Origin of the sequence: Helicobacter japonicus, from assembly GCF_000762845.2 — a bacterium.
Lineage (GTDB): Bacteria > Campylobacterota > Campylobacteria > Campylobacterales > Helicobacteraceae > Helicobacter_C > Helicobacter_C japonicus.
The window spans coordinates 1-24302 of sequence record NZ_JRMQ02000004.1; the positions used below are offsets into that span (position 1 = coordinate 1).

Sequence of the window (24302 nt, forward strand, 5' to 3'; positions counted from 1 at the left end):
AAAGATTTTATGAAAAATCTCTGTGAGGATTTGACTTGTAAGGATTTCAGTGAGCAGAGTTTGCGCGATTTACTCGCATATAGTGGCTATAAGAGAGATCTAGCGAAAAGCACTTGTGTCTTTCAGATTCTTATCTTTCTCCTTTTTTCTCATCGCCCTTTTGCACTCACTAAAGCTAGAATGCCGATAATCCACTCCATTTTCAATTAAATCTGTATAAAGTTGCTCTTTGTATTCAAGCATTGCAATATTTTCTTGCGCTTTTGCAAGTTGGGCGAGATTCTTTTTCTTTTGCGCTTGAATGATTTTTAGTCGCTCTCTTAATGTATCATCGCCTTTCTCACACAAATCTTTGTAATACTTAAGCTCTTTGATACTCATTCCAAGCTCACGATAAAGGTTAATCCAACACAACCAATCAATATCTTTTTGATTAAAAAGCCGCACACCATTTTTATCCTTGTAAATACTTGGAAAAAGCCCCTTATCCAGCCAAAAGCGAATCTTGCGCGAGGGAATACCGCTTTTATGCTCTGCTTCTAAAATCGTGTAAGTCATTGAAACTCCTTTGAAAGTTTTAGCTAAGTTTGCAGTTTTTGAAATGATATTATAAATCCTAACACCTAGTGTTTGTCAAGGGGTTGGAGGATAAAAATCTAAATAAAATAAGAGTAAATCAAAAACTTTTGCAACCACGCATAAAACTTGTAAGACAAGGACAAATGCCCAAGCACATTGATTAATGCGTTATTGCAAAATACATCTCCCACTTGCACATTGATTAATAAAGCTACTAAGAGGTATATTACGTGTTCCCCTTCGTTCTTCCCCCTCACCGCTACAATTATTATTAGATAAAAACGCATTGATAGGATTAGGATAAATCTCACGCAAACGCAAAGAATAAAACATATATAAGTTGAGTGTGCCATTGCGTGTAACGACATTATATGCCTCTCTTAAATTATGTGCAAAAGAGTTGGATAATGCCCGCTCATAGCTTTCATAATTCATATTTACTAAATTAGTTGGGATAAATTGAATCCCATCACCTGTTCGTAGCACAGGCATTCCGTGTGCATTATAGCTACCATCTCGAGCGACATAATACATTTGCGCTATCCATAAAGTCCCAGCAGGTTGCTGAAATAAATCTCTCAATGCACTTCTTATCGCAACATCATTTGTAGCAAATTCTGAAGAAAGCCAAAAATTCCCGGGAAAGAGGCTTAGAGCAATGGCTCTATACATTTGTGCGGCATATTCAAACGCTGCAGAACGAGATAATCCGGGTGGAGTATTAGAGGCACGATATTGCTCAAGGGAGGCAGCAAGCATTGGATAACGCGCTCGAAAAGAAGTGAAAGGATTGCGCCCAAAAGCTGTATCAAAGAAAAAACCTCCGGATTCTAATGGAGTAGCAGTATATTCATTCATTTCAGCAATTATTTGATAGCTATGCAATAAACACACACCGCAATCCCCAGCTCTTTCCGAAACTCCATCAGTTGTTGTCGCAATCTGCCACAATCGCTTTTTCCACTCTTGCGTTAAGGCAAAGCTAGGCGGTAATTGCACAATAGCTTTTAGATTTTTCGTATAAGAACCATTTGCCGGACAAGTGGGAAGAGAATCCGAAAGATTTGCATTTTTGAATCTCTCCCAATCTTGCATATTATGACTAAATTGAAAATACGAAGTCTGCCCCTCATTTGTATCTTTAGCCAAATAATCTGCTTTAGCGGTATATGGCACACCCCAATTTGTGCCATATTTAGTAACACGTAAAAAATTGCCTAAATAATCCTTAAGCATTGCGCTATCATTATCTGCAAACATAAAAATTTTCCAATTTTGTGCGTTTAATTTCGATGATGCTGTTTTGTTTTCTCGTAAATTTTGCTGCAAACATTCTTCCCAACTCACCCAATTCCAATCTTGTTTTGCATTCTGCTTAGAAGTAAGGCAAAACATCTTTGCAGTAGCCGAATCATATTGTGCAATAATGCCATTTTCAAGATTGAAATACAGCTCTTGGGGGTTATTTTTAATCGATTCATCATTGCGCAAATAATACAAATCAAAACCTTGAGGGGTGAAAAATCTCCAAGCAATAAAGCCTTTTTGCATTAAAGGTGCAGGAGTGGCTATTGTATTGAGCCATTCTTGCATATTATAGAGAATAAGATTAGATTGCGTGCCCTTAGATGGACTTTTTTGCAGGGTAAGGAATCCATTGTTAATCTGAAGCACAAAGCGCAAATCAGGAGTGTAGAGCATATTATCTTTAATTATGAAGCTTTGCGTTTTATCATCAATGACGCAAGGTCTTAAGATGAGTCGCTTGCCTTGAATATACTTTTCATTTTCTGCACTTAAACACACCCAACCATCAAGAAGTTTCCACGCTATACGGCTAAAGACATCATAACGTGCATCTATTGCTTTTTCACAATCACTTACCCCCACATAGCCTTCAGAGCCTGTAAAAACTGGTGTGAGGCATTGTGTTATCGAATCAGGCTTGCTTACAAAAGCAATAGGTCTGTCTTTAGGCTTATTGGCAAGTTTTTGGGAAACTTGTTTAGGATTTTCAAGAGCAAGAGCAGAAGAAAAAAATGCACAAAGGCTAAAGGAAAAGAGAGCAAAGGCATATAAGCGTAGAACTATACTTTTCATATTAATATATCCTTCTTGGAATATCTAACTTGTGTCTTATTATAGCAGTTTTAATTGAATATAAAATTTTGTCTGCCTAAGCGTAGAATCTTGCCTCTTTTCTTAAATCTATGGACATTGAGGAATTAAGCAAAGTATGGATTGACTAATATAAAAGCCCTTTTGAGTAGCGCAAAGCTTAAAGCAACGCAGAGCAAATCACCCACAAAAGCAGCGCACCAGATTCCATTCAGCCCAAAAAGATAAGTTAAAACAAAGAGGCTACAAAGTGGCGCAAAAAAGCCCTGCATCAAAGAAAGCAAGAGAGAATAAGAGGCTTTGTTAAAGGCAGTGAGAAAGGAGCTTACGCATACATTAAACCAAGTGATACAATAATTGAGCGCATATAGGCTTAACGCAAAAGCACTAAAAACGATAAAGTCTTGATTGGTTTTTTCTGCAAAAAGCGTAATGAGGCTTTCACTCCATAGCATAATTGCTATAACCACCCCAAAACAAAGCAAAAAAGCAGTGGCAAAAATATAGAAAATGAGAGATTTTAGCCTTGCTTTGTCTCTCTTCGCATAATTATAGCTTAGAGCGGGTTGCATACCCTCGCATAGGCTCATAATAAAAGCAATGATAAAAGTGTCTATATAAAGTATAATAGAAAATATCGCAAACTTAATAGGGTTTGCACTTTTTTAATACTCCTGCCATAGTTTAGAGGTAATACGCCACTCATTGTCTATTTTGGTAAGCAGGAGCAAGTCTATCACATTAGCATTATGCAGATTCTTTGTATCCACTTTCACAGCGGCAATATTTTCAAATTGGTAGAGAATCTCAATGTCTGATTTGGCTTGTTGCGCTTTGCCTAGCGAATCTATCACATCATAGAGGATTTGAATCTGCCCTCCGCTCACCTTTTGCCCTGCCTTTGCACCAAAAATAGTTGCCTCTTTGACAAAAACAGGCTTCATTTTTGCACTTTTACCCTCTGTAATGCCTGAAAGATAGGTTTTCACAGATTCTATAATCTCCTTTTGCATTTGCGCCTCCTTTGCGTAAGCAATATTTGCATAACCTAACATTGTAATCAAAGCGATAGCCATAAACTTCCGCATTTGCGCTCCTTAAGATAAAATCCTAACATTATACAATATTTTAAATATAAACTAATGTATAATGCTATCCTAAAAGTAAGTTCAATACAAAAGGAATGCAAATAATAAAAGGTATAGACCATTTTGTGCTTGTAACGCAGAATTTGAGTGAGTGTTTAAGATTTTATAGAGATTTGCTAGGGCTTGAAGTAAAGGAACAAAAAGGCACAAATAGCGAGGGTAAAAGCGTTGCAAGATATGCTTTGCATTTAGGAGCGCAAAAAATCAACATTCATCAATCTTTTGGTGAGTTTAGCCCGAGTGCTTCTGCTTCTTGCGTGGGTGCGCTGGATTTTTGTCTTCTTGCAGAGGGAGACATAGAGCAGATTAAGCAAAATCTGCAAGCAAAGGGAGCAGAGATTTTGCTTGGTGTGGTAGAGCGCACAGGCGCACACTCCAAGCTTAACTCAATTTATCTTAAAGACCCTGATGGAAATTTAGTAGAAATCGCAGTAGAAAAGTCCTGAAATATAGATGTATAGGTTTGATTTTCTAATACTTTAGAATATCCCTCTTTAATGTCTTTGCCTGCAAACCTCACACAAGCTTACTTGCCACAAGCTCGGCTTGTTCTATCACTCTATCCACCGCGAGTTTTTGCATATCCGGCGGATAACCATATTTTTGCAGCACTCTTTTAACCGCCACTCTTAGCTTCGCCCTCACAGATTCTTTATGTTGCCAATCTAGGCTAACATTTTGCCTTAGAGTTTGAAAAATCGCTATGGCAAGTTCTTTTAGCTCTCTCTTACTCATCACTTCTTTTGCGCTTTTGTTTTGAGCAATCGCTTCATAAAAGGCAAACTCGTAATCTTTTAATCCCATTTCTTTTCTCTGCGTATCACTCGCAATAAGTTCTTTGCTTAGGGCAATAAGCTCCTCTATGGCTTCAACCACACTAATAAGGTTGTTTTGATATTTTCGCATTGTCGTTTGCAGTCGCTCTATCAAGCTTTTTGCAGAGAGTGTGGAGTGAAGACGCGCACTTAATTCATCGTTTAAAAGCTTCTGCAAAGTCTGCAAGGCAAGGTTTTTGTGCTTGTGAGAGGCAAGTTCGCTTAAAAATTCCTCGGATAAAATAGAGAGATTGGGCTTTGCAATGCTATCCAAAATATTCACCACTCCTTCGCTCACAATCGCGTCATTAATGATTTGTTTAATTGCGCTTTGCGGCACGAGAGATTTTCCCTCCTCCTCTCTTTCGTATTTTTTCAAAGTTCTTTTGATGAGGTCAAAAAACGCCACATCTTTTGCGATTTTCTCCGCTTCCTCGCAAGGTAGAGCCATTACATAGGATTTTAAAAGCCTCGTTGCATTATCCAAAAACCGCTTTTTGCCATTTTCTTGGGCTAGGATAGTTTCTAAAACTTGGGCGATAAATGCAAGTTTATCCTGTGCTTTAAGCCTAAAATACTGCAAATAATTCATTCCTTGCAGCATTTGGGCGGTAATTTCATAGTTTTCTTGCATTTTTTCTATGATTTTTGTCTTGTCTTGTATAAACGCGCCTTTACCTCCGCTTTGCGTATAAAACTCTAGTGCATTTTTTAGCTCATTGGCAATGCCTAGATAATCCACGACTAGCCCCGCGGGTTTGTCCTTATATACGCGATTTACTCTCGCAATGGCTTGCATAAGGTTATGTCCGCTTAGGAATTTATCCATATAAAGCGTATGCAGCGGTGGCACATCAAAGCCAGTAAGCCACATATCGCACACGATAACCATTTGTAGCTCATCATCAATGCTTTTAAGCCTTTTGGCGATTTCGCTTCGTTGTGCTTTGCTCGTGTGGTATTGGCTTATCTTTGCTCCATCATCACTTTTTGCAGTAATTATCACTTTGATTTTACCCTTTGTGGAGTCCTCATTATGCCACGAGGGCTTTAAATGCACGATTTGTTCATACAAAGACACTGCGATTTCTCGGCTCATACAAACAATCATCGCTTTGCCTTGCAAAATCTTTTGCCGCTGCGTAAAATGCTCCAAAATATCCTTTGCAATAGTCTGCAACCTCTCCTTTGCCCCGACAATCTCGCATAACCTCGTGGCTTTAGCGTTGATTTTCTCTTGCTCCTCGCTTTGACTTAGTTTAGAATCTAGTGCATTTAAAAGCTCTTGCCCCTCTGTGCTTAAAGCAATTTTGGCTAATCGGCTTTCGTAGAAAATCGGCAAAGTTGCCTTATCCTCTACCGCTCTTGCAATATCATAAATATCAATGTATTCTCCAAAAACGCGCCTTGTGTCCGCGTCCGCCTTTTCTATCGGCGTGCCACTAAAACCTAGATAAGTGGCATTTGGCAGCGCGTCTCGCAAATATTTTGCATAGCCATAGTGCAACTGCGCCTCCTCATCAAGTCGTGCTTCAAAGCCATATTGGCTTCTGTGGGCTTCATCACATAGCACGAGGATATTTTCCCTCTTGCTTAGGCATTCAAAGCTTTCTTTCTCGCTTCTAAACTTTTGAATCGTGCTAAAGACAATGCCTCCACTTGCCCTTTTGAGCTTTGCCTTTAAGTCCTGTGTGCTCGTTGCAAGGATTGGCTCTGTGCGTAAAAGCTCCTTTGCCTTAGCAAAAGTGCTAAAAAGCTGCTCATCAAGGTCGTTTCTATCGGTGATGATTAAAAGCGTGGGATTAGCAAAGCTCATAATTGCCTTTGCGCTAAAAAATACCATCGTGAGACTCTTGCCACTGCCTTGCGTATGCCAGACTACCCCGCCTCTTTTATCCCCATTCATTGCGCTTCTAGCCGATTCTATTGCCTTTTGCACTGCGTAATATTGATGATAGGCAGCGATTTTTTTAATAATTTTTGTCGTGGATAAGCCTGTTTTGTCGTTAAAAGTCTCTTTTTCAAAGAGGACAAAAAAGCGCGTAAATTCTAAAAGATTGTGAGGTTTTAATACATCGGGCATTAGGGGCATTTGCGTATTGGATTCCTCATTTTTCCATACCATAAAGCGCACAAAATCCCCACTCAAGCTCCCCACCTTGCTATTTAGCCCATCACTTACCATACATAGCACATTAGGGATAAAAAGTGTAGGAATCTGTGCCTTGTAGGTTTGCAGTTGGTTATAGGCGTTTTGCAAGGTGGCGTTTTCATCTAGGGGATTTTTAAGCTCACACACTACGAGAGGCAAGCCATTGACAAAGAGCACAATATCAGGGCGTTTGGGCATTTTAGATTCAAAATGGAGTTGATTACAAGCTAAAAAGTGATTGTTTTGCGGGTTTTCAAAGTCTAGCACTTGCAAGAGAATGCCCCGCATTTCGCCATCAAGTAGCACTTCAAGCGGGATACCCTGCGTAAGATAAGCGTGGCATTTGGCGTTAGATTCTAAAAGTTCCTCATTTTCAAGGGCTTTAAGCTTTGCTAACGCTTCGCTTATAAGCTGCTCTTGGGATTCCATACTTAAGGCGAGGTTGCATTGCGTAGAATCAGCAAAGTTAATCCTCCGCACCGCGTCTTTAAACTCACTCTTAAGTATCCACTCCTTGCTGTTGCGCTCTAAATCTTTGCCACTTTTGTAAGTGTATCCCGCGTTTTCTAAATCTTGCAGGAGCAGGGATTCTATGGTTCTTTCGTTGAGGAGTTGCATTACTGATTCCTAATTGTTTTTATTTTTTATAAAATTTCGCATTTTCTCAATAGATTGATGCAATTCGTCCTTTGTAAATCTTATATTAAGTTCATTTTCTGGGTGATGAATTTGGTGTCTTATATATTCAGTTAGTGTTATTGTTTTCTCTTTTTTGGAATTATTGTTATCAATTTTGATATACTTTTTCATATTTTTCATATTATTTTTATATTCTTCTATCATTTTTTCTTTATCAATATACCCATACAACTCATTATGATATTCCTCATCAGCTTCTCCAAAGGCTAAAAAATTAACTTCATTTAAAGAGGGGATAGGCAGACTTGCTTTATCAATTTTGACAATTTGTTTCTCTCCATTGTTTCCATTTTTTACCACTCTTAAATTATCAAAATCTAATCCTTTTACGATTGTAGGGCTATGTGTTGTCAATATAACTTGAATACCATTTTGCTTAGATAATTGGACGAGAGATTCTGCTAATAATCTTTGATGTTCTTGATGTTGTGATGTTTCAGGTTCTTCAATTGCATAAATAATACTCTGTTTGCTTTCCCTATCTTTTTTCCTCTCTGCTTCAGCCCTAAAAAAATTTAATAAAATTAACCTTTTTACTCCGCTACCTCTTTTATTAATTGGAATATCTTTGTCCCCCATAATAGATATATTTTTAAATACATCGCCCCATTTTAATTGTTCTGCACTTGGGATATTTGGATTTAAACTCTGGGCAATACTTGGATTCATTTCTTTTAATTTTTCAAGAGTAGTATTTGTAACTTTTTGCAATTCATCTGTTATCTTTTTTGCAATTGTTTTTAGGGTTGTAGAAATTTCGTTATCTTGTAAAACTTCTCTTATTGCAAACTTTATAGGGTCTTGAATCTCACTATTACCATCATCATTGCTTCTATCACTTTGAAAAAGGGCATACAAAGGCATATATTTTTGCAGCTGTTCCCATATACTTTTTGCATCTTCTTTATTGAGCTCCAATTCCATATTTTCCAAAGCTAAATCATCACAATCATCTCTAATTGCTTTCCTAAGCTCTGCTTTTTTGGTTTTATCTTTGCAATCAATATTTCTATCTGTTACTATTTTTTGTAACTCACTAACTTTTTTATATAATAAATCACGACAATTGCGATTAGTTGGGTGATAGACTTTGAGAAATACTTTTTCTTTTTCTCTGCCATTCTGATATTTTTTAATAATTTCTAATTTGTCATCTTTGTTAAGCAAATATTCATCTTTAAGATTTGTTGGGTTGGTTTCATCTAATATTATAGAATCTGGAATATTCTCAAATATTAAAGAAACCTGTATTTCTTTGTCATTTTCTTCATTTTGTTTATTGACGTCATTTTTGTCAAGTTTTATAACCCCTCCATTTAGAAAAATATCTAACGCTTCTAAAATTGTAGATTTACCTACATCATTTTTACCAACAAAAGCAGTTATGTTTTCAAAATCAATTTCTACTTCGCTTTAATAGCTTCTAAAGTTTTTCAATTTCATTTTCACGATTTTCATCTCATACCTCCATTTCCCCACTTAATAATTTTGGTAGCATTATATCACGCAGAGATTCTAAGTTTTGAATCTGCTTAACATTGTTGTAGATTTTATCAAAAAATCCTTTAGCTTGAATCTGAAAATCATTCAATGTTGCTTTATCGGGGATAGCTATTTTTATATTTTTTATTAACGAAGTATTGATTGCTGTAACGATTGATGATGTGCTACCCAAAGTTTCATATTTGAACATTTTTAAAAAGAGATATAAATACTCTGTAAAATGCTCATATTTATCATATAAATTAAAATGGGCAATCGCCTCATTAGATAACATATTTTCAGTTGTTATACCCACTCTTCCTAAAGTCATTTTAAAGCTTAAAATAATTGTTTTTGGAGGAATTATAGGGATTTTAAATTTGTTTATGGCTTCCGCAGTTAGAAATTCTGAAGTATTAAATATGAAAATTTTTTCCTCCATATCTTTTATAGAAATCCATTTTGTATTTTTAGAATCTGTTGAAAACCATTGCTTCTCTTTTCTTGGAGGTGTTCTACCTATTTTTATTTCTGCAATTTCACTTAAAGGTTTTTCTTCCCACGCGTTGCGTTTGGGATTCTCTATAAAAGTATGGTGGAAGAGAGTGAGGCTTAAGGATTCTAAAGTTTTGTTTTGGCGATGAAGCAAATCTATCTTATCATCAAAGCTACTTAGAATCTCCGCGATTTTACGCTGTGTTTCAAGAGGTGGCAAAGAAAAACTAAAATTAGAAATTAATCCAACATTCAAATTTTGTTGTGCAGCCCCAGAAGTCATTTGCTCAAGTTTTTCAAAACTATTCAATAAAGTGTAATAGATAAAATTATAATCTGCTTTATTTGCGTCAAGTGTTATATTGCAACAAGCTTGATTAGTAGTTAAAGGAATTTTATTAATTGCGACTTTTCCAGCTGTTGCACCATACATTGCAACTATTACAGAATCTTTTTCTATCCATTTAGCTGACGAATTTGCAAGTCCAAATTCTGTAATAGTTTTTTCTGTAAAATAAATTCTATTGTTTTTCACTTCTTTTGTATTTAGCCAAGGGATTGCTCCATTGTAATATTCGCTTTTAGATGTAAGTGGCGTTCCACCAGATACGATACTCTCCGCTACCTCCCCCAACTTCACCCTTTGCCAAGTGGTTTTATTCATTGTTTGCCTTTGTGTGTTTTATATGTTCTTAAGGTATTAATGCTATAATCCTTGCTCATTCACGGCGGTGCTTTACCGCCTTTTATACAATTCTTTTACCTCGTAATCAAAACAATCCAACATATCATTTAAAAGTCCCTCGATTTTATCCGCTTCTATATCAACTAACACTTTTGTTTTTCCAAAGACTAAGCAAGTGGAAAGTCTAAGTGTGCCATTGGGATTTTTCTTGAAAAGATTTTCAAAATGAAAAGCACGATTACGAATTGTGCGAAATAATGAATATGCAATGGTTACTTTTTGATAATTTCTCATTTTATCTTTTTTGTTAAAAGGGGAATAGGCTTAAAAGCTTAGGTGTTTCATATTTATAAGTTGATTATGTAGTTTGTGTTCTTGTATCTTTTCGCACCAATACCCTAGAGTCTGCGCAGAAATAAATTCATCATCTAGTATAAGAAGCAAAGAGGCGATTTTGTTTCTTGTAATAATTTCTAAAAGCCCTATTTTAATGCTTAAGCGACTAATAAGTAAGAAATTTTCATAATGTTGCTTGGGGGATTCATAGCTTTGTAATCTTTTTTTAGAAAAAAGTTTGTGTTGTTTTTCTAGTTCCATTGTCGCTCCTCAATCTCTAGGTTAAAATGTCCCATTTATCCCCTTTGTTAAACTTGTGTTTAGGATAATTATACTATAATCCTTGCAATTCAGAGAGCTTGACCAACGATGAATCGTGGGTGCTTGTTGGCTTGGCTGATGAGAGGTTACTCTGAATTTTATATAGATTGTGCTTTATTATTCTCTCCCCCAACTTCACCCTTTGCCAAGTGGTTTTATTCATTGCTTGCCTTTGTGTGTTTTATGTATAAGGTATTAATACTACAATTATTTATTGCTCATTCACGGCGGTGCTTTACCGCTTTGTATATATATCTTTCATTTCTCTATCAACGCAAGATTAGCTAGAATCCTTTGATTTAACGCCTCTTCCTCTTGCATTTGAGATTGCAACTCCTCTTTTAAGCGTGTAAATTCTGCCTCAAAGTCAAAATCTTGCTCGTTTTCTTCTAGTCCTACAAATCTACCCGGTGTGAGCGTGTAGCCAAGTGCGGCGATTTCCTCTAAAGAAGCGGATTTACAAAAACCTTTAATGTCAGTATAAGGCGGGAGAGATTCTACAATTTTGGAATCTTGCTTGGATTTTATAGGTTGGGATTCTTCGGCTAAAGCTTCAGAATGACAAAGGAGAGAGTCAGTATGGGAAACTAGATTTTTGGAATCTCCACCTTGTGGATTCTGCGTTTTTCTCCACGCGTGGTAGGTTTGGCTTATCCTTTGAATATCCTCATTGGTTAAAATGCGATTTTTGCGATTAATCAACTCTCCGCAATTTCTTGCGTCTATGAAAAGGATTTCTTTATTTGTTTTAGAGCGGCGGATAAACCAGAGACTTGCGGGGATTTGCGTGTTTAAGAAAAGTTTAGCGGGGAGATTGACAATGCAATCAATGAGATTAGATTCTATTAGGTTTTTGCGTATCTCTCCCTCACCGCCGGTGTTGCTTGTAAGGCTACCTTTAGCAAGGACAAATCCCGCCACGCCTTTGGGGGCTAGATGATAGAGGAAATGTTGAATCCACGCATAGTTCGCGTTTGTGCTAGGGGGTGTGCCAAACTTAAAGCGTCCATCTTGCCTTAAGAGCTCGCTGCTATAATCAGAATCATTAAAGGGCGGGTTAGCGATGACAAAATCCGCTTTCAAGTCCTTGTGTGCGTCATTTAAGAAACTCCCCTCACTATTCCATTTGACTTGTGAAGAGTCAATTTGCCTAATGGCAAGATTCATCTTTGCAAGTCGCCAAGTTGTTTGGTTGCTCTCTTGCCCATAAATAGAAATATCATCAATCTTGCCTTGATGGCTCTGCACAAAAAGTTCGCTTTGCACAAACATTCCCCCACTACCACAACAAGGGTCAAACACGCGCCCCTTGTAAGGTTCTAGCATTGTAACAAGGAGTTCTACAACACTTTTTGGGGTGTAAAACTGCCCGCCTTTTTTGCCCTCACTTAGTGCAAATTCACCTAAGAAATATTCAAAAATATGCCCTAAAATATCGCTACTTTGGGTAATCTTGCCTCCTCCTTCTCCACTCAAGGAGAGATTAGAGAGCAAATCAATCAGCCCACCCAAACAAATGGAATCTAAATTTTCTTTCGCATAGACTTTGGGTAAAACTCCCTTAAGGCTTGGGTTTTCTTGCTCTATGGTTTGCATTGCGTTATCTAAAATGCTGCCGATATTGCTTTGCTTCGCATTTGCCATAATGTATTCCCACCGCGACTTTAGTGGCACAAAAAACGCATTATATGCAAGATATTCGTCCTTATCCTCTGTATCTCCTCCCTCATTTTGCACCCTCTCAAAAGTGGCTTGGAAACTATCGGAAATGTATTTTAAGAAAACTAAGCCTAAAACGATATGCTTGTATTCGGCAGCGTCAATGTTTTTGCGGAGTTTATCGGCGGATTTAAAAAGCGTTTGTGCTAAGGTTTTGTGCGTCATAAGAGCCTCTTTCGTGTTGGATTTCTTAGATTGTATTTTGACATAATTTTACTTATAGATAAGATATACCCTCCAACAGAGAATCTTAATGCTCCTTAAGGATTTATCTTTTTGTCTTACCCTACAAGAATCTGCACTGCACTAAGGATAAGCAAAGCCCAAGATTCTCCACTACTTAAAATTAGCCTATCGCCTTAAGCCCAATGACGGAAGCGATGATGAGCGTGATAAAAAACAGCTTTTTGATATTTTTGCTTTCTTTGAAAAACACCACACCCACAAGCACACCGCCTCCCGCACCGATTCCTGTCCATATCGCATAGGCTGTTGCCATAGCAATCTCTTGCATTGCTAAAGAGAGTAGCGCAAAACTTAGCATAAACTGCACCAAGATTCCAAGCAAAAAGATTTTGCGCCCACTTAATGAGTATTTTTTCAGCGCAATCACACCGACAATCTCCATACACCCCGCAAGAAGTAAATATACCCAGCTCATTTTTGCTCCTTTATTTCATCAAGCCCTAAATCGTGTGAGAAGTTTGAGACAAGCTTTTCTTCTTGCGCTTCTTCTTTCTCGTTGCTAGAGAGCTTTAAGCCAACGACGCCAATGAGCAAAGTAGCAATAAAGAGAATCTTAAGCGGCGAGAAAGGCTCATTAAAAATAAGAATCTCTGCGAGTGTAATCCCCGCTGTGCCAATGCCTACAAACACGCTGTATGCAATGCCAATTTCTAGCACCTTTACCGCTAGAATCATAGAGATAAAGGAGATAAAAATCCCAATTCCTGTGAGCGTAAAAGCAAACAAATTATCGCTATACTTTAGCCCACTTGCCCAAAAGCATTCTATAATGCCACCAAAAACAACCAATCCCCACGCCAAATTTGGGGTAAGTTTTATACTTTGCATTCTATTTCCTTTATGTTTTATTTGTGTATTTTATGGCTTAGAGCTTTGCCCAAAGCCTAAAATACGATGTTTAGAATCTATATGATTGGATAAATTATGTAAAGAAGAATAAAAGCTAAAGTGAGGTTGTGGAGAAAAAACACACTAAAAGGGAATATGAAAAATAGCCTTGATCCCAAATCATTAGCCTTTCTCTCCTAATTCAAAGATTTTTAAAATCGTGCATTATAGCATAAAAGTATTTATGGGTGAAAATGCAACCAGAGATTCTAAAAAAACTCCCTGATAAGCAATTGCGTTGAGAGAGCAAAGCATACACATATTACAATCGGGCGGATAATCTTTGCCCCGTGCTTTATGGCAAGTCTCGCCCCTAAACTCGCACCAATACTCTGCCCCACACACATCATAATACCTAGAATCCAAAGCACATTACCCCCGAGTATAAACAACAAAGTGGAAGAGAGATTGATACTAAATACAACCCAACGCGAATGCGCTAGAGCTTTGCTCAATCCATATCCACCGACACTTACAAGTAAGGCTAAAACAAATGAACCAATGCCAATCCCTAAGAATCCCCCATATAAGCCCGCTATTGCTGCACTTATAAGTAAAAATATTTTATGGGGATTCTTTGCTCTATCTTTATCGCTAATGTTTGGAGAGAGTAAAAAATACGCACCCACAGCTATCATCACAAAGGGTAAGATTTTTGAGAGCAAGGAAATTTCCATAAACTGCACCAAAATCGCACCCACTGCCCCAAACAATGTAGCAATAAGCATTAAAATACGACTTTCTTTCATATCCACCAAGCCTTGATGATAATAATGCGCTGCGCTAACAAACGAGCCAACACAGGCTTGAAGTTTATTCGTGGCTAAGGCTTGGAGGGGATTTATTCCGCTTACAAGCAATAAGGGCATTGTTATCATTCCAGCACCTCCAGAGAGTGCGCCCACTACCCCACCTATTACAGAGGCAAGAAATAAGACAAAATAAAGATATACCGCTATACCCTCAAATGTAGGAGTTATTAAAAAATCAAGCATAGAATACTCTTTTTGAATTTACCTAGATTATAAGTTTTATATCTAAATATACAAAATGTTTCTCTATATATTTATTTTTAAAGTTCAACTATTATTCAAGGATTAATCGTTTTTGCCTCCATCAAAGGAGGGAGGATAAGCATAAGCTTACGCATATCAATATGGAATGCACTATCCACATCGCAAGGAGTGATACCTATGCCTCTCCCTGTAGGTAATCTAGGGTTAAAAAATGCTGCAATACATTCTGTTTTATCCAAAACAAAAGAGCGGATTTGCACGGCAGCAGTCGTTGTAGGGATAATTGTAAATACGGTTTCAAGCTTTTTGCTTTTTAAATCTTCCTCACAAGATTTAAGTGCAAAAAATCCAATTTCATCAATGCCTAAACATAATTTTGAATCCTCTGTATTGACAAATTGCATAGCCCCTAACTTAAAGCTATCAAAGGGGTCGCTTTTGCGAATTTCTTCATCAAGCATAACTTGTTTAAGATTCCAATTAGGTCTTTTAGAATCTGGAGCAAGTAAATCCCCTGTGAAAAGGTTTCTTAAAGAAAATGGTGCGGTAAAATCGGGTAAATCTTCAGGATTTACCCCATATATAAAATTTGAAATAAAAATAAGTGATAAAATAATTTTTTTCATTTTGCCTCCTAAAAGCGTGCAAAATGCACAGGTGAATGGTCAGATGCAAGATGTGCACGCATACTTGCTGCTATAAGCAATGCGGTAATTTGTGGTAAAGGTAGGGCGGTGCGTTCAGGGCTTGACCTACCTACTACTGCATAATCAAGGATTCTATTTGCACCTCTAGAACTAAAATGTGTAGCAGAATTTGGCGCAGCAATACGAATATGATTCGTAATCCTTGTATCAAGCCCAGCTTGCAAGAGTGCTGGGTCACGATTAAAATCACCTGCGATAAGCCAATTTATCTGTGGCATATTTATAAAAAAATCATGGACTGCTGTAACCAAAGCAGGTGCATCGCCACCCCCATTTGCTAAAGCGTGAATATTAAAAAATACATCATTGCCGATACGAATGCCTATGGCTGGGCGAGAAACATCTGTTGCGACAATATTTTGATGCACTACAAAGACTTCATCAGCCATTATATTAGAAACTATAGCAAGATTTACTCTTCTTGCCCCCACATCAAGTGGGGCATAATAAATATAAACAGAATTTGGTCGAGAATTTGTGCCAAGTTCCCAAATAAACTCCTCTATAGGTGTGCCACCGGGCTGAATGATTCTGCCCGTTCTCCTAGCAGTTGCAGGAATAGCACCTGCCTCTTGTATCATAAGGATATTAGCGGGATTATCGCCTGTGATGAGCTGCCGAACGCTTACATTCCATTTACTTTCTGTGTTTGCTGAAGAACCTTGTAAGTTCCAAGTGCTTACTCTATAATCCTCAAGATTGGCTAGAGCAAAGCTAAAACTTATTAAAAGACATAATAATATTTTCATCATCATTCCTTTTCACTTTGGGTTTGTTACAAAAATGGGTGCAGCATTGTCTATAATGGGGGTGATATACCATTGTTGGTCAAGATTAGGTTCATTAATGGCGCATTTTGTTATGTAAATGCTGTAATAGGTCGTTGCACGATTGGTTGGCGTTTGCAGGCACATTTTTGCATCAACATTTTGAATTTGCACTGCTTGATTATCAAAAAAGTTCAAAATCCAAAATTGCCCCGGACTTTTAGTATCACACACTTCATGAACTGCCCCATTTCTATAGGCTTGAAGACAAGTGCCTTTTTCTTCATTTTTTATCATCACTTGCCCATTTGGAAAGCTTATAATACGCCAAAATGGTGCTTGATGAAAACTTTGTGCATCAAGAGGTGTATAGCCCCATACCCAATTTCCCGGATTTAAAGCCCAAAGCGTTAAAAGCCCACCAGAAGAAGACATAATTGATATGGGATTAGAGATATTTCTATCTATTTCTAGTGTATTATTGTTGTTATTATTGGGATTACTTATTATGGGAACTCTTGTCTTTTCCATACTCATTCGTAGCTTTCTTGATTTTTCGCTTGGTATGGGTTCATTAGGCGGAGGTGTTGGAGTTGAGCCTATACCCAAATCTTTTTTATTCATAGGCAAATACCCCAAATCATCAGTCTTTGGGGTTGAGGAATATGCTATAAGCATAAAAGTCATTAAAAGAAAAAATATATACCGCATAAATATCCTTTTTCAATAGCAATTCTTGAAATTATATCTTAAGATAATATAACAATAATTTCTATAAAATGAGGATTTTATGCTGTTTTTATGTAGCAATAGCTATTTAAAATCTTGAAAAATGCTTCTATATCATATTTTATACTTTTAAATCCATTTATGCTTGCTATTCAAGAATACTTATCCTTAGAATCCATATTAGAGGAAATAAGATTCCAAATTAAATTTGTCTTTATATGCAATTTTTGAATCTAAACTTGCGCTCATCGTGCTTCCTAGTCTAAAGGTATTATTGGTAGCAAAAGGAGGGTCAATATAGACTAAATCTACAATATTTTTAAAAGTCTTTTTATGATTAAAATCTTTATTTTGCAAGAGATTTTGCATAGCATTAAGGTTATCATCAAAAATAAGTAAATTTTCTTGATTAAAATCCCCTTGTAATTCTCTGCTCAATGGGAGCTTTAGAAAATCTTGCGGAGATTGAAAAGATTTAAAAAAATGCAACATTGCTATACCTGATAAAGAAAGTCTCTTAAGAGCAATGCCGATAAAACATTATGATTTTGATAGCCTTTTGTCAGTGTTTCAAACATTTTGTTTTTGCCTTGAATGTAACATACTCCATCTAAAATTGCTACTTTGATAATATTTGGAGTTAAAGGGGTGTTAAGCAAACTCATTGCGTCCTCAAGCTGGGCATTTTGATGTCCGCCAAAATCACTTAGAAACTTTGCCTCGCCGATAATCATTTTCCCATTAAATCTTGCGATGAAATCCAAGCCTTTTAAGCGAGTGTAGCCCAAAGTTTCCTTTGCAAATTTTTGCATAGCTGTATCCGAAGCATTTAAAATGGCATTGTCACTAGAGTTTGCAAAATCCTTTAAATCACTAGATTTGATTCCCAAAATGCCACTATTTATCCAACGCTTAAAAAGCGGTCCTATTTGGCGATTCGTTTCTTTCGGCTGTGAGAGATTTTCATAAATTTTATTTAATCCCATTTCTTTTAATCTCCCGCAAATTCTTGCTATCGTTGCAGGATTCCTTTTGATTGCGCTTTTGTCGCGCCTTAGATAGGCGATATAAGAATCCTTGATAGGAAACAAATCAAAATCAAGCAAAGATTCTATAATTTTTTCTTGCTCGTCTGCGCTAAAGGCTTTTTCAAACCTATCCTATTTGATAGAATCTATTTCTCTTATGTTGTCTGGACTCATAGGATATCCCCTAAAAAGCTGGTCTAAATAGTCCCTTTGATTTAGAAAGTGGTTCATTTGATAACTCTATCCTCATCAATTAGCTTTAAAATTCTATCAAACTCATTAAAAATATTGTTACCTTTTTCAAGATTGATTAGATATTCTTTATTGTTCACGTAAATCTTGGATTCCATACTATTGCATAAAACTTTCATATTATCTAAAGAAAAATGTGGTAATAACTCAAATTTATCTCCAAATTGTTTCTCACCACATTCATACATAGAAACTCTTGATAAATCTCTATCTTTACAATAGCAGTAAAATCCGTAATCAAGTAAATCTTTTACATTTGTTGTATTTCTTAAACCGGGTAAAAGTTCAACTTTATCGATATCATCAAAATATCGGATTCTAGAATATCTTTGAAAAGTCTCTTTTCTCTCATTAAGGAAGTCAAATAGTGCTGGCTCTCCAATTAAAAGTTGCTCCCACCATTCTTTTTGTGATAAATCAGTCTTTTTGATAACCTCTTGCATTTTATCAATTAGATTTTTACCCTTACACTCTAGTAAAGTATCTAAAAATTCTTTGAAATAAGGTAATTCTGAATTATTTTTATCTCCTTTAAGAATCCAATTTAAGGCTTCCCTATCTCTAAAAATATCAGCAGGGGAATTTCCATAGAACCAATTCGTGCTATAAAAGCTAAAATCGCCTATACACAGAAAGGCTCTTTGGAAAAATGTAAGATTATTACTTAAGAATTGTTCCTTATCTAAAATTTGCATTGTTGTAGTGGCATATAATTTGAATTTTTCTAAATTTGGAGATTCATAAAGAGATGTAAAGCCATATTGTCCCTTTCTATAATTTTTATTATTTGAATAACTTTTATATACAAATTCTTCGTCACTAAAATCAAGGAGGAAATCTACCCAACCTTTCAAAACTTTATGCTCACTTGTTTGGTTGAGTATTTCCTCCCAATTTTCTCCTCCCTCACGACTAGCCAAAATTAGTTTCGCTTTTCTCACTTCTAAATGATAAATATTAGAATGGAAACTATGTGTAGGATTATCTACTAAAAATTGATAAATATTTTGATGTCCTTGCGAGAGGTGTTTAAATAATCTAAAAAATTGGGGTATATGCTCTTCTGGTTTATCAAGGCGATGATTTTCAATAAAATGCCTACTCACCATTAAATAATCATTCAATGCAGTTTTATCATTCTCTACCTCTCTATTTTCTTTCATAAAAAATAAAATAGAGAAAAAATAGCAAATATCTGAATAACTCAATATTTTATCAAAAAAAGAGGAATCCTTTATTTTTACAACCTCTTTAATTTCTAAAGTATCAAGTAAAATACACAAGCTTACCACTCTATCAAGCAATTTGATGTTTTCAACATTTTGCAAAGGTTCATAAAATTCATTTATGGGTTGGTTGGGATTCTCAATAGCCTCTTTAATATTTTTAGATTCTATTTCTTTATTTTCCAATGCAAAAAAGAGAGTAGCATAATGGAGAAAATTACACCCTCGTATATCAAATACTTCTGGACTATCAAAAAAATAATCACTCCAATTCGCATCCATACTCTCTAAAAGCTTTTGATCTCTAGAGATTTTAGAATCTTTTTCAATAAAAGACTTAAGGTTTTCATATTTACTAAGTTGTTTGCCTCTTGCATTCATTTTGATATATAGCTCTTCACCAAGCTCAAATTTTCCCATATCAAATAAATCAAAGGTGATATTATCTAGGTTTTCTGCAAGTTTTTTAATCTCTCTTTTGTTCTTAACTTCTTCAAAAATCCAATCAAGCATATTTAACATTGCTTTGATGGTAGGATCATTATTGAGATTTTCTGCTTTCTCAAACTCTCCACCTTTATTTTTGATGGCTTCGCTTGGTTTTTCATTTATATCAAAGTCCTTTTTTAATAAATTTTTACAAAAATTTGCAGAGCTTCTGCGAGTATTATAAGAAAACTTTGCCAGCAAATCTTTTATTTGCTCCAAACAACCCGCTTTTTTATAAAGATAAAAATGCAATAGCCAAAGTGTTGTAATACGTTGTTGCCCATCAATGAGTAAAAATTTATCGTTTTCTTGATAGCCATAAATAAAATCAATATGCAAGGATTGCCTTTTACCATTTAATACATTAAAGATTGCAGATAAAAACTCATTAGCAATTTTACTTTGAGACTTCCTGCCCTGTGCATAATCTCTTTGTAATATAGGAACTTCAATTCTATATTTTTTTAGCAATTCTTTGAGATTCATTTATTCTCCTTTGTGTATCTTTTTAAAGACTCTTTAATGGCTGCAAGATAATCCTCTTGGTCTTTTTGTTCAAAAATATCAGGATTACTCTTGTTTTCAGAAAATACTTTTTCAAACACTTTTCTTGTAGCAATGGGAATGAGTTTGTCCTGTTCGCCAAGTTTTTGTATTGCTTTGCGTTTTTGACTAAATATTTGATTACCAATTTGACTATTTGACTCTTTATCAAGCAATGTGAGATTTTGGATTGTATGTAAAGTATCATCATTTTTAAAATTGTCATTAATTTTATCAAATAATTCATCGGTAAAATTAGATTCTTTGATACTTTGTTTAATTTCTTGCTTAAGCATATCATCATCAATATATAATAAAGTTTCCTCAAGCCATTGAGTAATACTTTCATTGTCTTTGCCTTTTATAGCCTCTTTGATACTTTTAGAATTTTGAGCGTAAATATGCTCTAAACTCCATTGCTCCAGCACAAAACGATTGAATTTAAAATATTCATTAGAACTTTCCTCACGAATAAGATATTCCAAATTAAAAAGTAAGAGAATCTCTTTTATTTTTGCATCATCTTTTTTATACCGTAGTTGCTCTATATTTTCAATCTTTGAAATTTTATTTTGAATTTTTGCCAAAAGCTTTTGCGAAAACGATTCTTTGTTGGTATCATTTTTCCATTCTTTATAGAGGGAATAAATATTTTCTCCACTTAAAATCAAAAATCCAAGATAGTGAAAAATTTCTCTATCTATTTTATCATTTCCTTTTCCGCTTGCAAAGCCAGAGAGTGTATTGATTGCATTCTCTAATTCACTCCATTGATTATTGAGTGTTCCATCTTTATAATATTTGTAAAAATACTCAAACAAATAATGTTTTTTATTTGAGGGAGGAACAAGTGATTTTAAATATGCCTCAATTCGTTGAATATCATCTTTTAGGATTTTATTTTCTATATCTTCTTTCTCATTGATTTTATTCAATACGCAATACCTAAAATCCCTATTTTCTCTTGCTTCAATTTCGCTTCGATACCAAAGTTCTGCCCTATCTTTTAAATCATCAGAATCTAATTCATCATTTTTGCTTAAAAATAAAGCTTTAATATTCTCTGCTTCCACTAAAGGGATTTTTCCAATATTCAGGCGAATAAAAACTTCATTTTCATTTTCTTTAGGGGCTATTTCATACCAAAGGATTTTACATTTATTGAGCAATATCTTTAAGAATTTATCTTTATTAATGTTTTTATTATTAAAGAAATCTTGTATAACTTCATAAGCTTTATGAAAATGGTAAAAATCTATATTCTCAACTTCTTTTTGCGTTTTGTCTTGAATATTTTGCAAAAACTTAGTGCTATTAAGGCGAGTTTCATAGGAAATATTAAAGAAATCTTTATTTTCAAGGAATTTTATGATTAAAAATATTGTCGTAAGTCTTTGTTGCCCATCAATGATTCTATATTTTTCTTTATTATTTTTCACAACCACAGGTTGTAGGCAATAAAAATCAGATTGATTCTGCATTTGTGCAAAATCCCAAATATCTTGCAATAAAGCTTGAATCTCCCTCTCACCCCAGCGATAGCTTCTTTGATAACTTGGGACAATAAAATTTTTACCCCCCAAATCTGCAATAGCTCTTAAAGACTGATATTGTTGCTCACTCATTTCCATTCCTTTATCTAATTTTATAACAAAATTATAATATATCCATACTCCACTCACTCCCACTCAATCTTGCCCGGAGGTTTGCTTGTGTTTGTCTGCACCACGCAGGTTTTTGTCCTCTACTTCGTTGATGATTCTATTGTTTGCAAATTCTAAAAAACTAGAATCTAGCACTGCATTTTCTAAGCTTCGTTGTGAAAACAAAAATCGCCCATCGCACACAAATCCAAGTTCCTCCCAATCCACATTATTAAGTCTCTCACATAATATCCCCAATCTTATAGAATCCACCTTAAATTTTGGAAAAACTGCTAAAACAGAACCATCATAAACATTGCAAGGATGTAAGAAAAAAGGCTTTTTGTTTCGTGTTTTAGTATTAACATAGATTCTAGGATTCTCACTTTTATAATAGTCTCTACCCCATTCCCACCAATTTAATTCATTAAATTTTTTAATCCTCCTCCTCAAGAGCTGTTCTTTAAAATTTTGCAAATATGCACAATCTTTGCCATAAATTCCATAAATCATTTTTCTCGTTTTGCCACTTTTAGCACTTTGTGAGCAAACAAAATCCATATTACCCCATTTTTCATTCGCAAAGATAGAATCTGCTCCACTCACTGCTCCAACTTTGACAAAAAATAAATCTTTAAAAGGAATCGTGTAGGCTTTTTTAGTAAAAAGTAGCTGTCCATTGATACAAGAAAACTCTCTTAAACACTGCGTCTTACGCGTAAAATTATCCTTTTCAAACCTCCAAATCGCACAATTTGGCTGGGCTTTATCAAAAATCTTTTTATCGCCCAAATCAATAAAATGCGTGATGCTGCCTTGATAAAACAAAAACTCGTTTAAACTCACGCTTGAGGTTGATTTTAAAAAATCTCTTGGGGTAATAAAAATCAACTCTCCTCCCTCTTTCAAGTGCAAAATACACTTATAAATGAAAAAAAGATAGAGATTTGAGCGAGAATCAAAAAGCTTGGAATAAGGCTTAAGAAGAGTTTTTGTAGATACAGCAATGTCTTGATAGCGCACATAGGGTGGATTCCCAATAATGCAATCAAATTTTTCGTTTGTAGAATAAGCAAAAAAATCTTCTTGCAAAATCGCCTTATCACAAACTACACTAGAATCTATTTCAATGCCTACTTTATTTTTAGGTAGATTTTGAAAAAATGCTCCATTGCCACAACTTGGTTCTAGGAATCTAGGATTAGAAAGCTTCTTTGTGCTTTGAATAAGGGCTAACATATCGCTTACAATATGTGGTGGGGTAAAAACCTGTCCAAGATTTACTACATTAAGATTCATAAAAATATGTCCTAAAATGCAAATAAGCATCAGCCCGAAGCTTTAAAGATTCCTCAAAAGTTCCAAGTAAAAAGGCTTTTGCACTTCCAAAATCTCTATTAATAAGTTGGCGATTATTATCCCACTTAGCTTGAAAGGGGAGATTATTACCATTTGGCAAAATAGATTCTAAACTTTTTAACGAAGTAACAAACACATCACTAGGGTTATCTTTATTTATAATTAAAAAATAATAATCTTTACTATTTGGTTCTAGATTCTCACTTAAAGTTTTAAAATATATTTCCCAGCTTACACCATTATTAAAAGGCGGAATTTTACCTGTTAAAGCATAATAAATTCCAAGTTTGCAATTAAGATTATCAGTTGTTTTTGTCGTGCTAACTTTAATATTTACAGGATAAAATACATTATTTTCATAAAAGCTAAAATCCACCCAGTCACGCATATTTGGGTGATTTATTGTAAATTTTGATTCTAAAAGTCTAAAGATTTCATCTTCATTAAAAGCTGAATTTATCCGCCCATCACGACTTTGATTACTTAGTTGTAAATTTCGTTTTTTAAGAAAATCTACAATGTCATTTAATAGATTGGGTAATGTAGTTTTTTCACTCACTTCCTACTCCCACTCAATCGTGCCCGGGGGTTTAGAAGTTATATCATACACTACGCGGTTAATGCCCTCTACTTCGTTGATAATGCGATTACTCACAGATTCTAAAAAATCGTGGGGCAAATGCGCAAAAGTCGCTGTCATTCCATCAATTGCTTCCACCGCACGCACACAAATTGTATTATCATAAGTGCGATTATCACCCATTACGCCCACACTTCGCACATTGAGCAGCACACAAAATGCTTGCCATACTTTATTATAATAGCCTTGCTTGTGTAGTTCATTTATAAAAATAGAATAA

General features: G+C 35.4%; 22 protein-coding genes and 2 pseudogenes. 1 reads left to right on the plus strand and 23 read right to left on the minus strand.

All coding sequences use genetic code 11. The annotated features are described in order from the left end of the window. Positions 1 to 99: 99 nt before the first annotated feature. From LS65_RS04015 to LS65_RS04030, 4 genes are all read right to left on the minus strand, one after another. A complete protein-coding gene (locus LS65_RS04015) occupies positions 100 to 558 on the minus strand; it encodes a MerR family transcriptional regulator (protein WP_052061197.1) in 459 nt (152 codons plus the stop codon). A 189-nt stretch (positions 559 to 747) separates the two neighbouring features. After that, positions 748 to 2679 carry a DUF1561 family protein gene (locus tag LS65_RS04020; RefSeq protein ID WP_138129761.1) on the minus strand — a complete coding sequence of 644 codons (1932 nt, stop codon included), beginning with the start codon at positions 2677 to 2679 and terminating at the stop codon, positions 748 to 750. A 125-nt stretch (positions 2680 to 2804) separates the two neighbouring features. Continuing rightward, positions 2805 to 3347: an MATE family efflux transporter gene (locus tag LS65_RS04025; RefSeq protein WP_084707955.1), complete on the minus strand. Its 543-nt coding sequence runs from the start codon at positions 3345 to 3347 to the stop codon at positions 2805 to 2807. A gap of 15 nt (positions 3348 to 3362) precedes the next feature. Next, positions 3363 to 3785, minus strand: a complete 423-nt coding sequence (locus tag LS65_RS04030) for a nuclear transport factor 2 family protein (RefSeq protein WP_034362861.1) — start codon at positions 3783 to 3785, stop codon at positions 3363 to 3365. A 95-nt stretch (positions 3786 to 3880) separates the two neighbouring features. Between LS65_RS04030 and LS65_RS04035 the strand changes: the two genes are divergently transcribed. Further along, a complete protein-coding gene (locus tag LS65_RS04035; protein ID WP_034362863.1) occupies positions 3881 to 4291 on the plus strand; it encodes a VOC family protein in 411 nt (136 codons plus the stop codon). 70 nt (positions 4292 to 4361) lie between these two features. Here the strand turns inward: LS65_RS04035 and LS65_RS04040 are convergent, their stop codons facing one another. From LS65_RS04040 to LS65_RS04125, 19 genes and pseudogenes are all read right to left on the minus strand, one after another. Then, positions 4362 to 7430, minus strand: coding sequence for a type I restriction endonuclease subunit R (locus LS65_RS04040; RefSeq protein ID WP_138129762.1), 3069 nt, complete (start codon positions 7428 to 7430; stop codon positions 4362 to 4364). Between the two features lie 9 nt (positions 7431 to 7439). Further along, on the minus strand, positions 7440 to 8912 hold the full coding sequence (locus LS65_RS04045; protein ID WP_201274330.1) for an ATP-binding protein: 1473 nt from the start codon (positions 8910 to 8912) through the stop codon (positions 7440 to 7442). Between the two features lie 58 nt (positions 8913 to 8970). After that, entirely contained in the window at positions 8971 to 10152 is a 1182-nt protein-coding gene (locus LS65_RS04050; protein ID WP_052061170.1) for a restriction endonuclease subunit S, read from the minus strand. A gap of 72 nt (positions 10153 to 10224) precedes the next feature. Continuing rightward, complete coding sequence (locus LS65_RS10125) at positions 10225 to 10467, minus strand: hypothetical protein (RefSeq protein ID WP_236096619.1); 243 nt, start codon at positions 10465 to 10467, stop codon at positions 10225 to 10227. A 30-nt stretch (positions 10468 to 10497) separates the two neighbouring features. Further along, a complete protein-coding gene (locus LS65_RS10130) occupies positions 10498 to 10770 on the minus strand; it encodes a hypothetical protein (protein WP_236096620.1) in 273 nt (90 codons plus the stop codon). Between the two features lie 318 nt (positions 10771 to 11088). Next, positions 11089 to 12714: a type I restriction-modification system subunit M gene (locus tag LS65_RS04060; RefSeq protein WP_138129763.1), complete on the minus strand. Its 1626-nt coding sequence runs from the start codon at positions 12712 to 12714 to the stop codon at positions 11089 to 11091. Positions 12715 to 12895: 181 nt separating this feature from the next. After that, the gene (locus tag LS65_RS04065; protein ID WP_034363608.1) at positions 12896 to 13210 is read right to left on the minus strand and encodes a DMT family transporter; all 315 of its coding nucleotides are present in this window, start codon (positions 13208 to 13210) and stop codon (positions 12896 to 12898) included. Then, positions 13207 to 13623: a DMT family transporter gene (locus tag LS65_RS04070; protein ID WP_034363606.1), complete on the minus strand. Its 417-nt coding sequence runs from the start codon at positions 13621 to 13623 to the stop codon at positions 13207 to 13209. The genes LS65_RS04065 and LS65_RS04070 overlap by 4 nt, the downstream gene beginning before the upstream one ends. Before the next feature lie 269 nt (positions 13624 to 13892). Next, a complete protein-coding gene (locus tag LS65_RS04075) occupies positions 13893 to 14678 on the minus strand; it encodes a TSUP family transporter (protein WP_052061169.1) in 786 nt (261 codons plus the stop codon). Between the two features lie 95 nt (positions 14679 to 14773). Further along, on the minus strand, positions 14774 to 15325 hold the full coding sequence (locus tag LS65_RS04080; protein ID WP_034363603.1) for an RICIN domain-containing protein: 552 nt from the start codon (positions 15323 to 15325) through the stop codon (positions 14774 to 14776). An 8-nt stretch (positions 15326 to 15333) separates the two neighbouring features. Next, positions 15334 to 16155, minus strand: a complete 822-nt coding sequence (locus tag LS65_RS04085) for a cytolethal distending toxin subunit B family protein (RefSeq protein WP_034363600.1) — start codon at positions 16153 to 16155, stop codon at positions 15334 to 15336. A gap of 12 nt (positions 16156 to 16167) precedes the next feature. After that, positions 16168 to 16884 (minus strand): RICIN domain-containing protein, encoded by a 717-nt coding sequence (locus LS65_RS04090; protein ID WP_052061168.1) that lies wholly within the window; start codon positions 16882 to 16884, stop codon positions 16168 to 16170. Positions 16885 to 17082: 198 nt separating this feature from the next. Then, a complete protein-coding gene (locus LS65_RS04095; RefSeq protein WP_034363597.1) occupies positions 17083 to 17394 on the minus strand; it encodes a DNA adenine methylase in 312 nt (103 codons plus the stop codon). Between the two features lie 2 nt (positions 17395 to 17396). After that, positions 17397 to 18161 (minus strand): annotated as a pseudogene (locus tag LS65_RS04100) (restriction endonuclease). Next, complete coding sequence (locus tag LS65_RS04105) at positions 18158 to 20383, minus strand: GmrSD restriction endonuclease domain-containing protein (RefSeq protein WP_034363594.1); 2226 nt, start codon at positions 20381 to 20383, stop codon at positions 18158 to 18160. The pseudogene LS65_RS04100 and the gene LS65_RS04105 overlap by 4 nt, the downstream one beginning before the upstream one ends. Next, entirely contained in the window at positions 20380 to 22065 is a 1686-nt protein-coding gene (locus LS65_RS04110; protein WP_034363591.1) for a DUF262 domain-containing protein, read from the minus strand. Before LS65_RS04110 ends, LS65_RS04105 begins: the two co-directional genes overlap by 4 nt. A 63-nt stretch (positions 22066 to 22128) precedes the next feature. Further along, on the minus strand, positions 22129 to 23382 hold the full coding sequence (locus tag LS65_RS04115; protein WP_201274324.1) for an Eco57I restriction-modification methylase domain-containing protein: 1254 nt from the start codon (positions 23380 to 23382) through the stop codon (positions 22129 to 22131). Further along, entirely contained in the window at positions 23372 to 24001 is a 630-nt protein-coding gene (locus LS65_RS04120) for a hypothetical protein (RefSeq protein ID WP_034363588.1), read from the minus strand. Before LS65_RS04120 ends, LS65_RS04115 begins: the two co-directional genes overlap by 11 nt. Before the next feature lie 3 nt (positions 24002 to 24004). Beyond that, a pseudogene (locus tag LS65_RS04125) lies at positions 24005 to 24298 on the minus strand (GMP synthase (glutamine-hydrolyzing)); the annotation flags it as partial. Positions 24299 to 24302 lie beyond the last annotated feature (4 nt).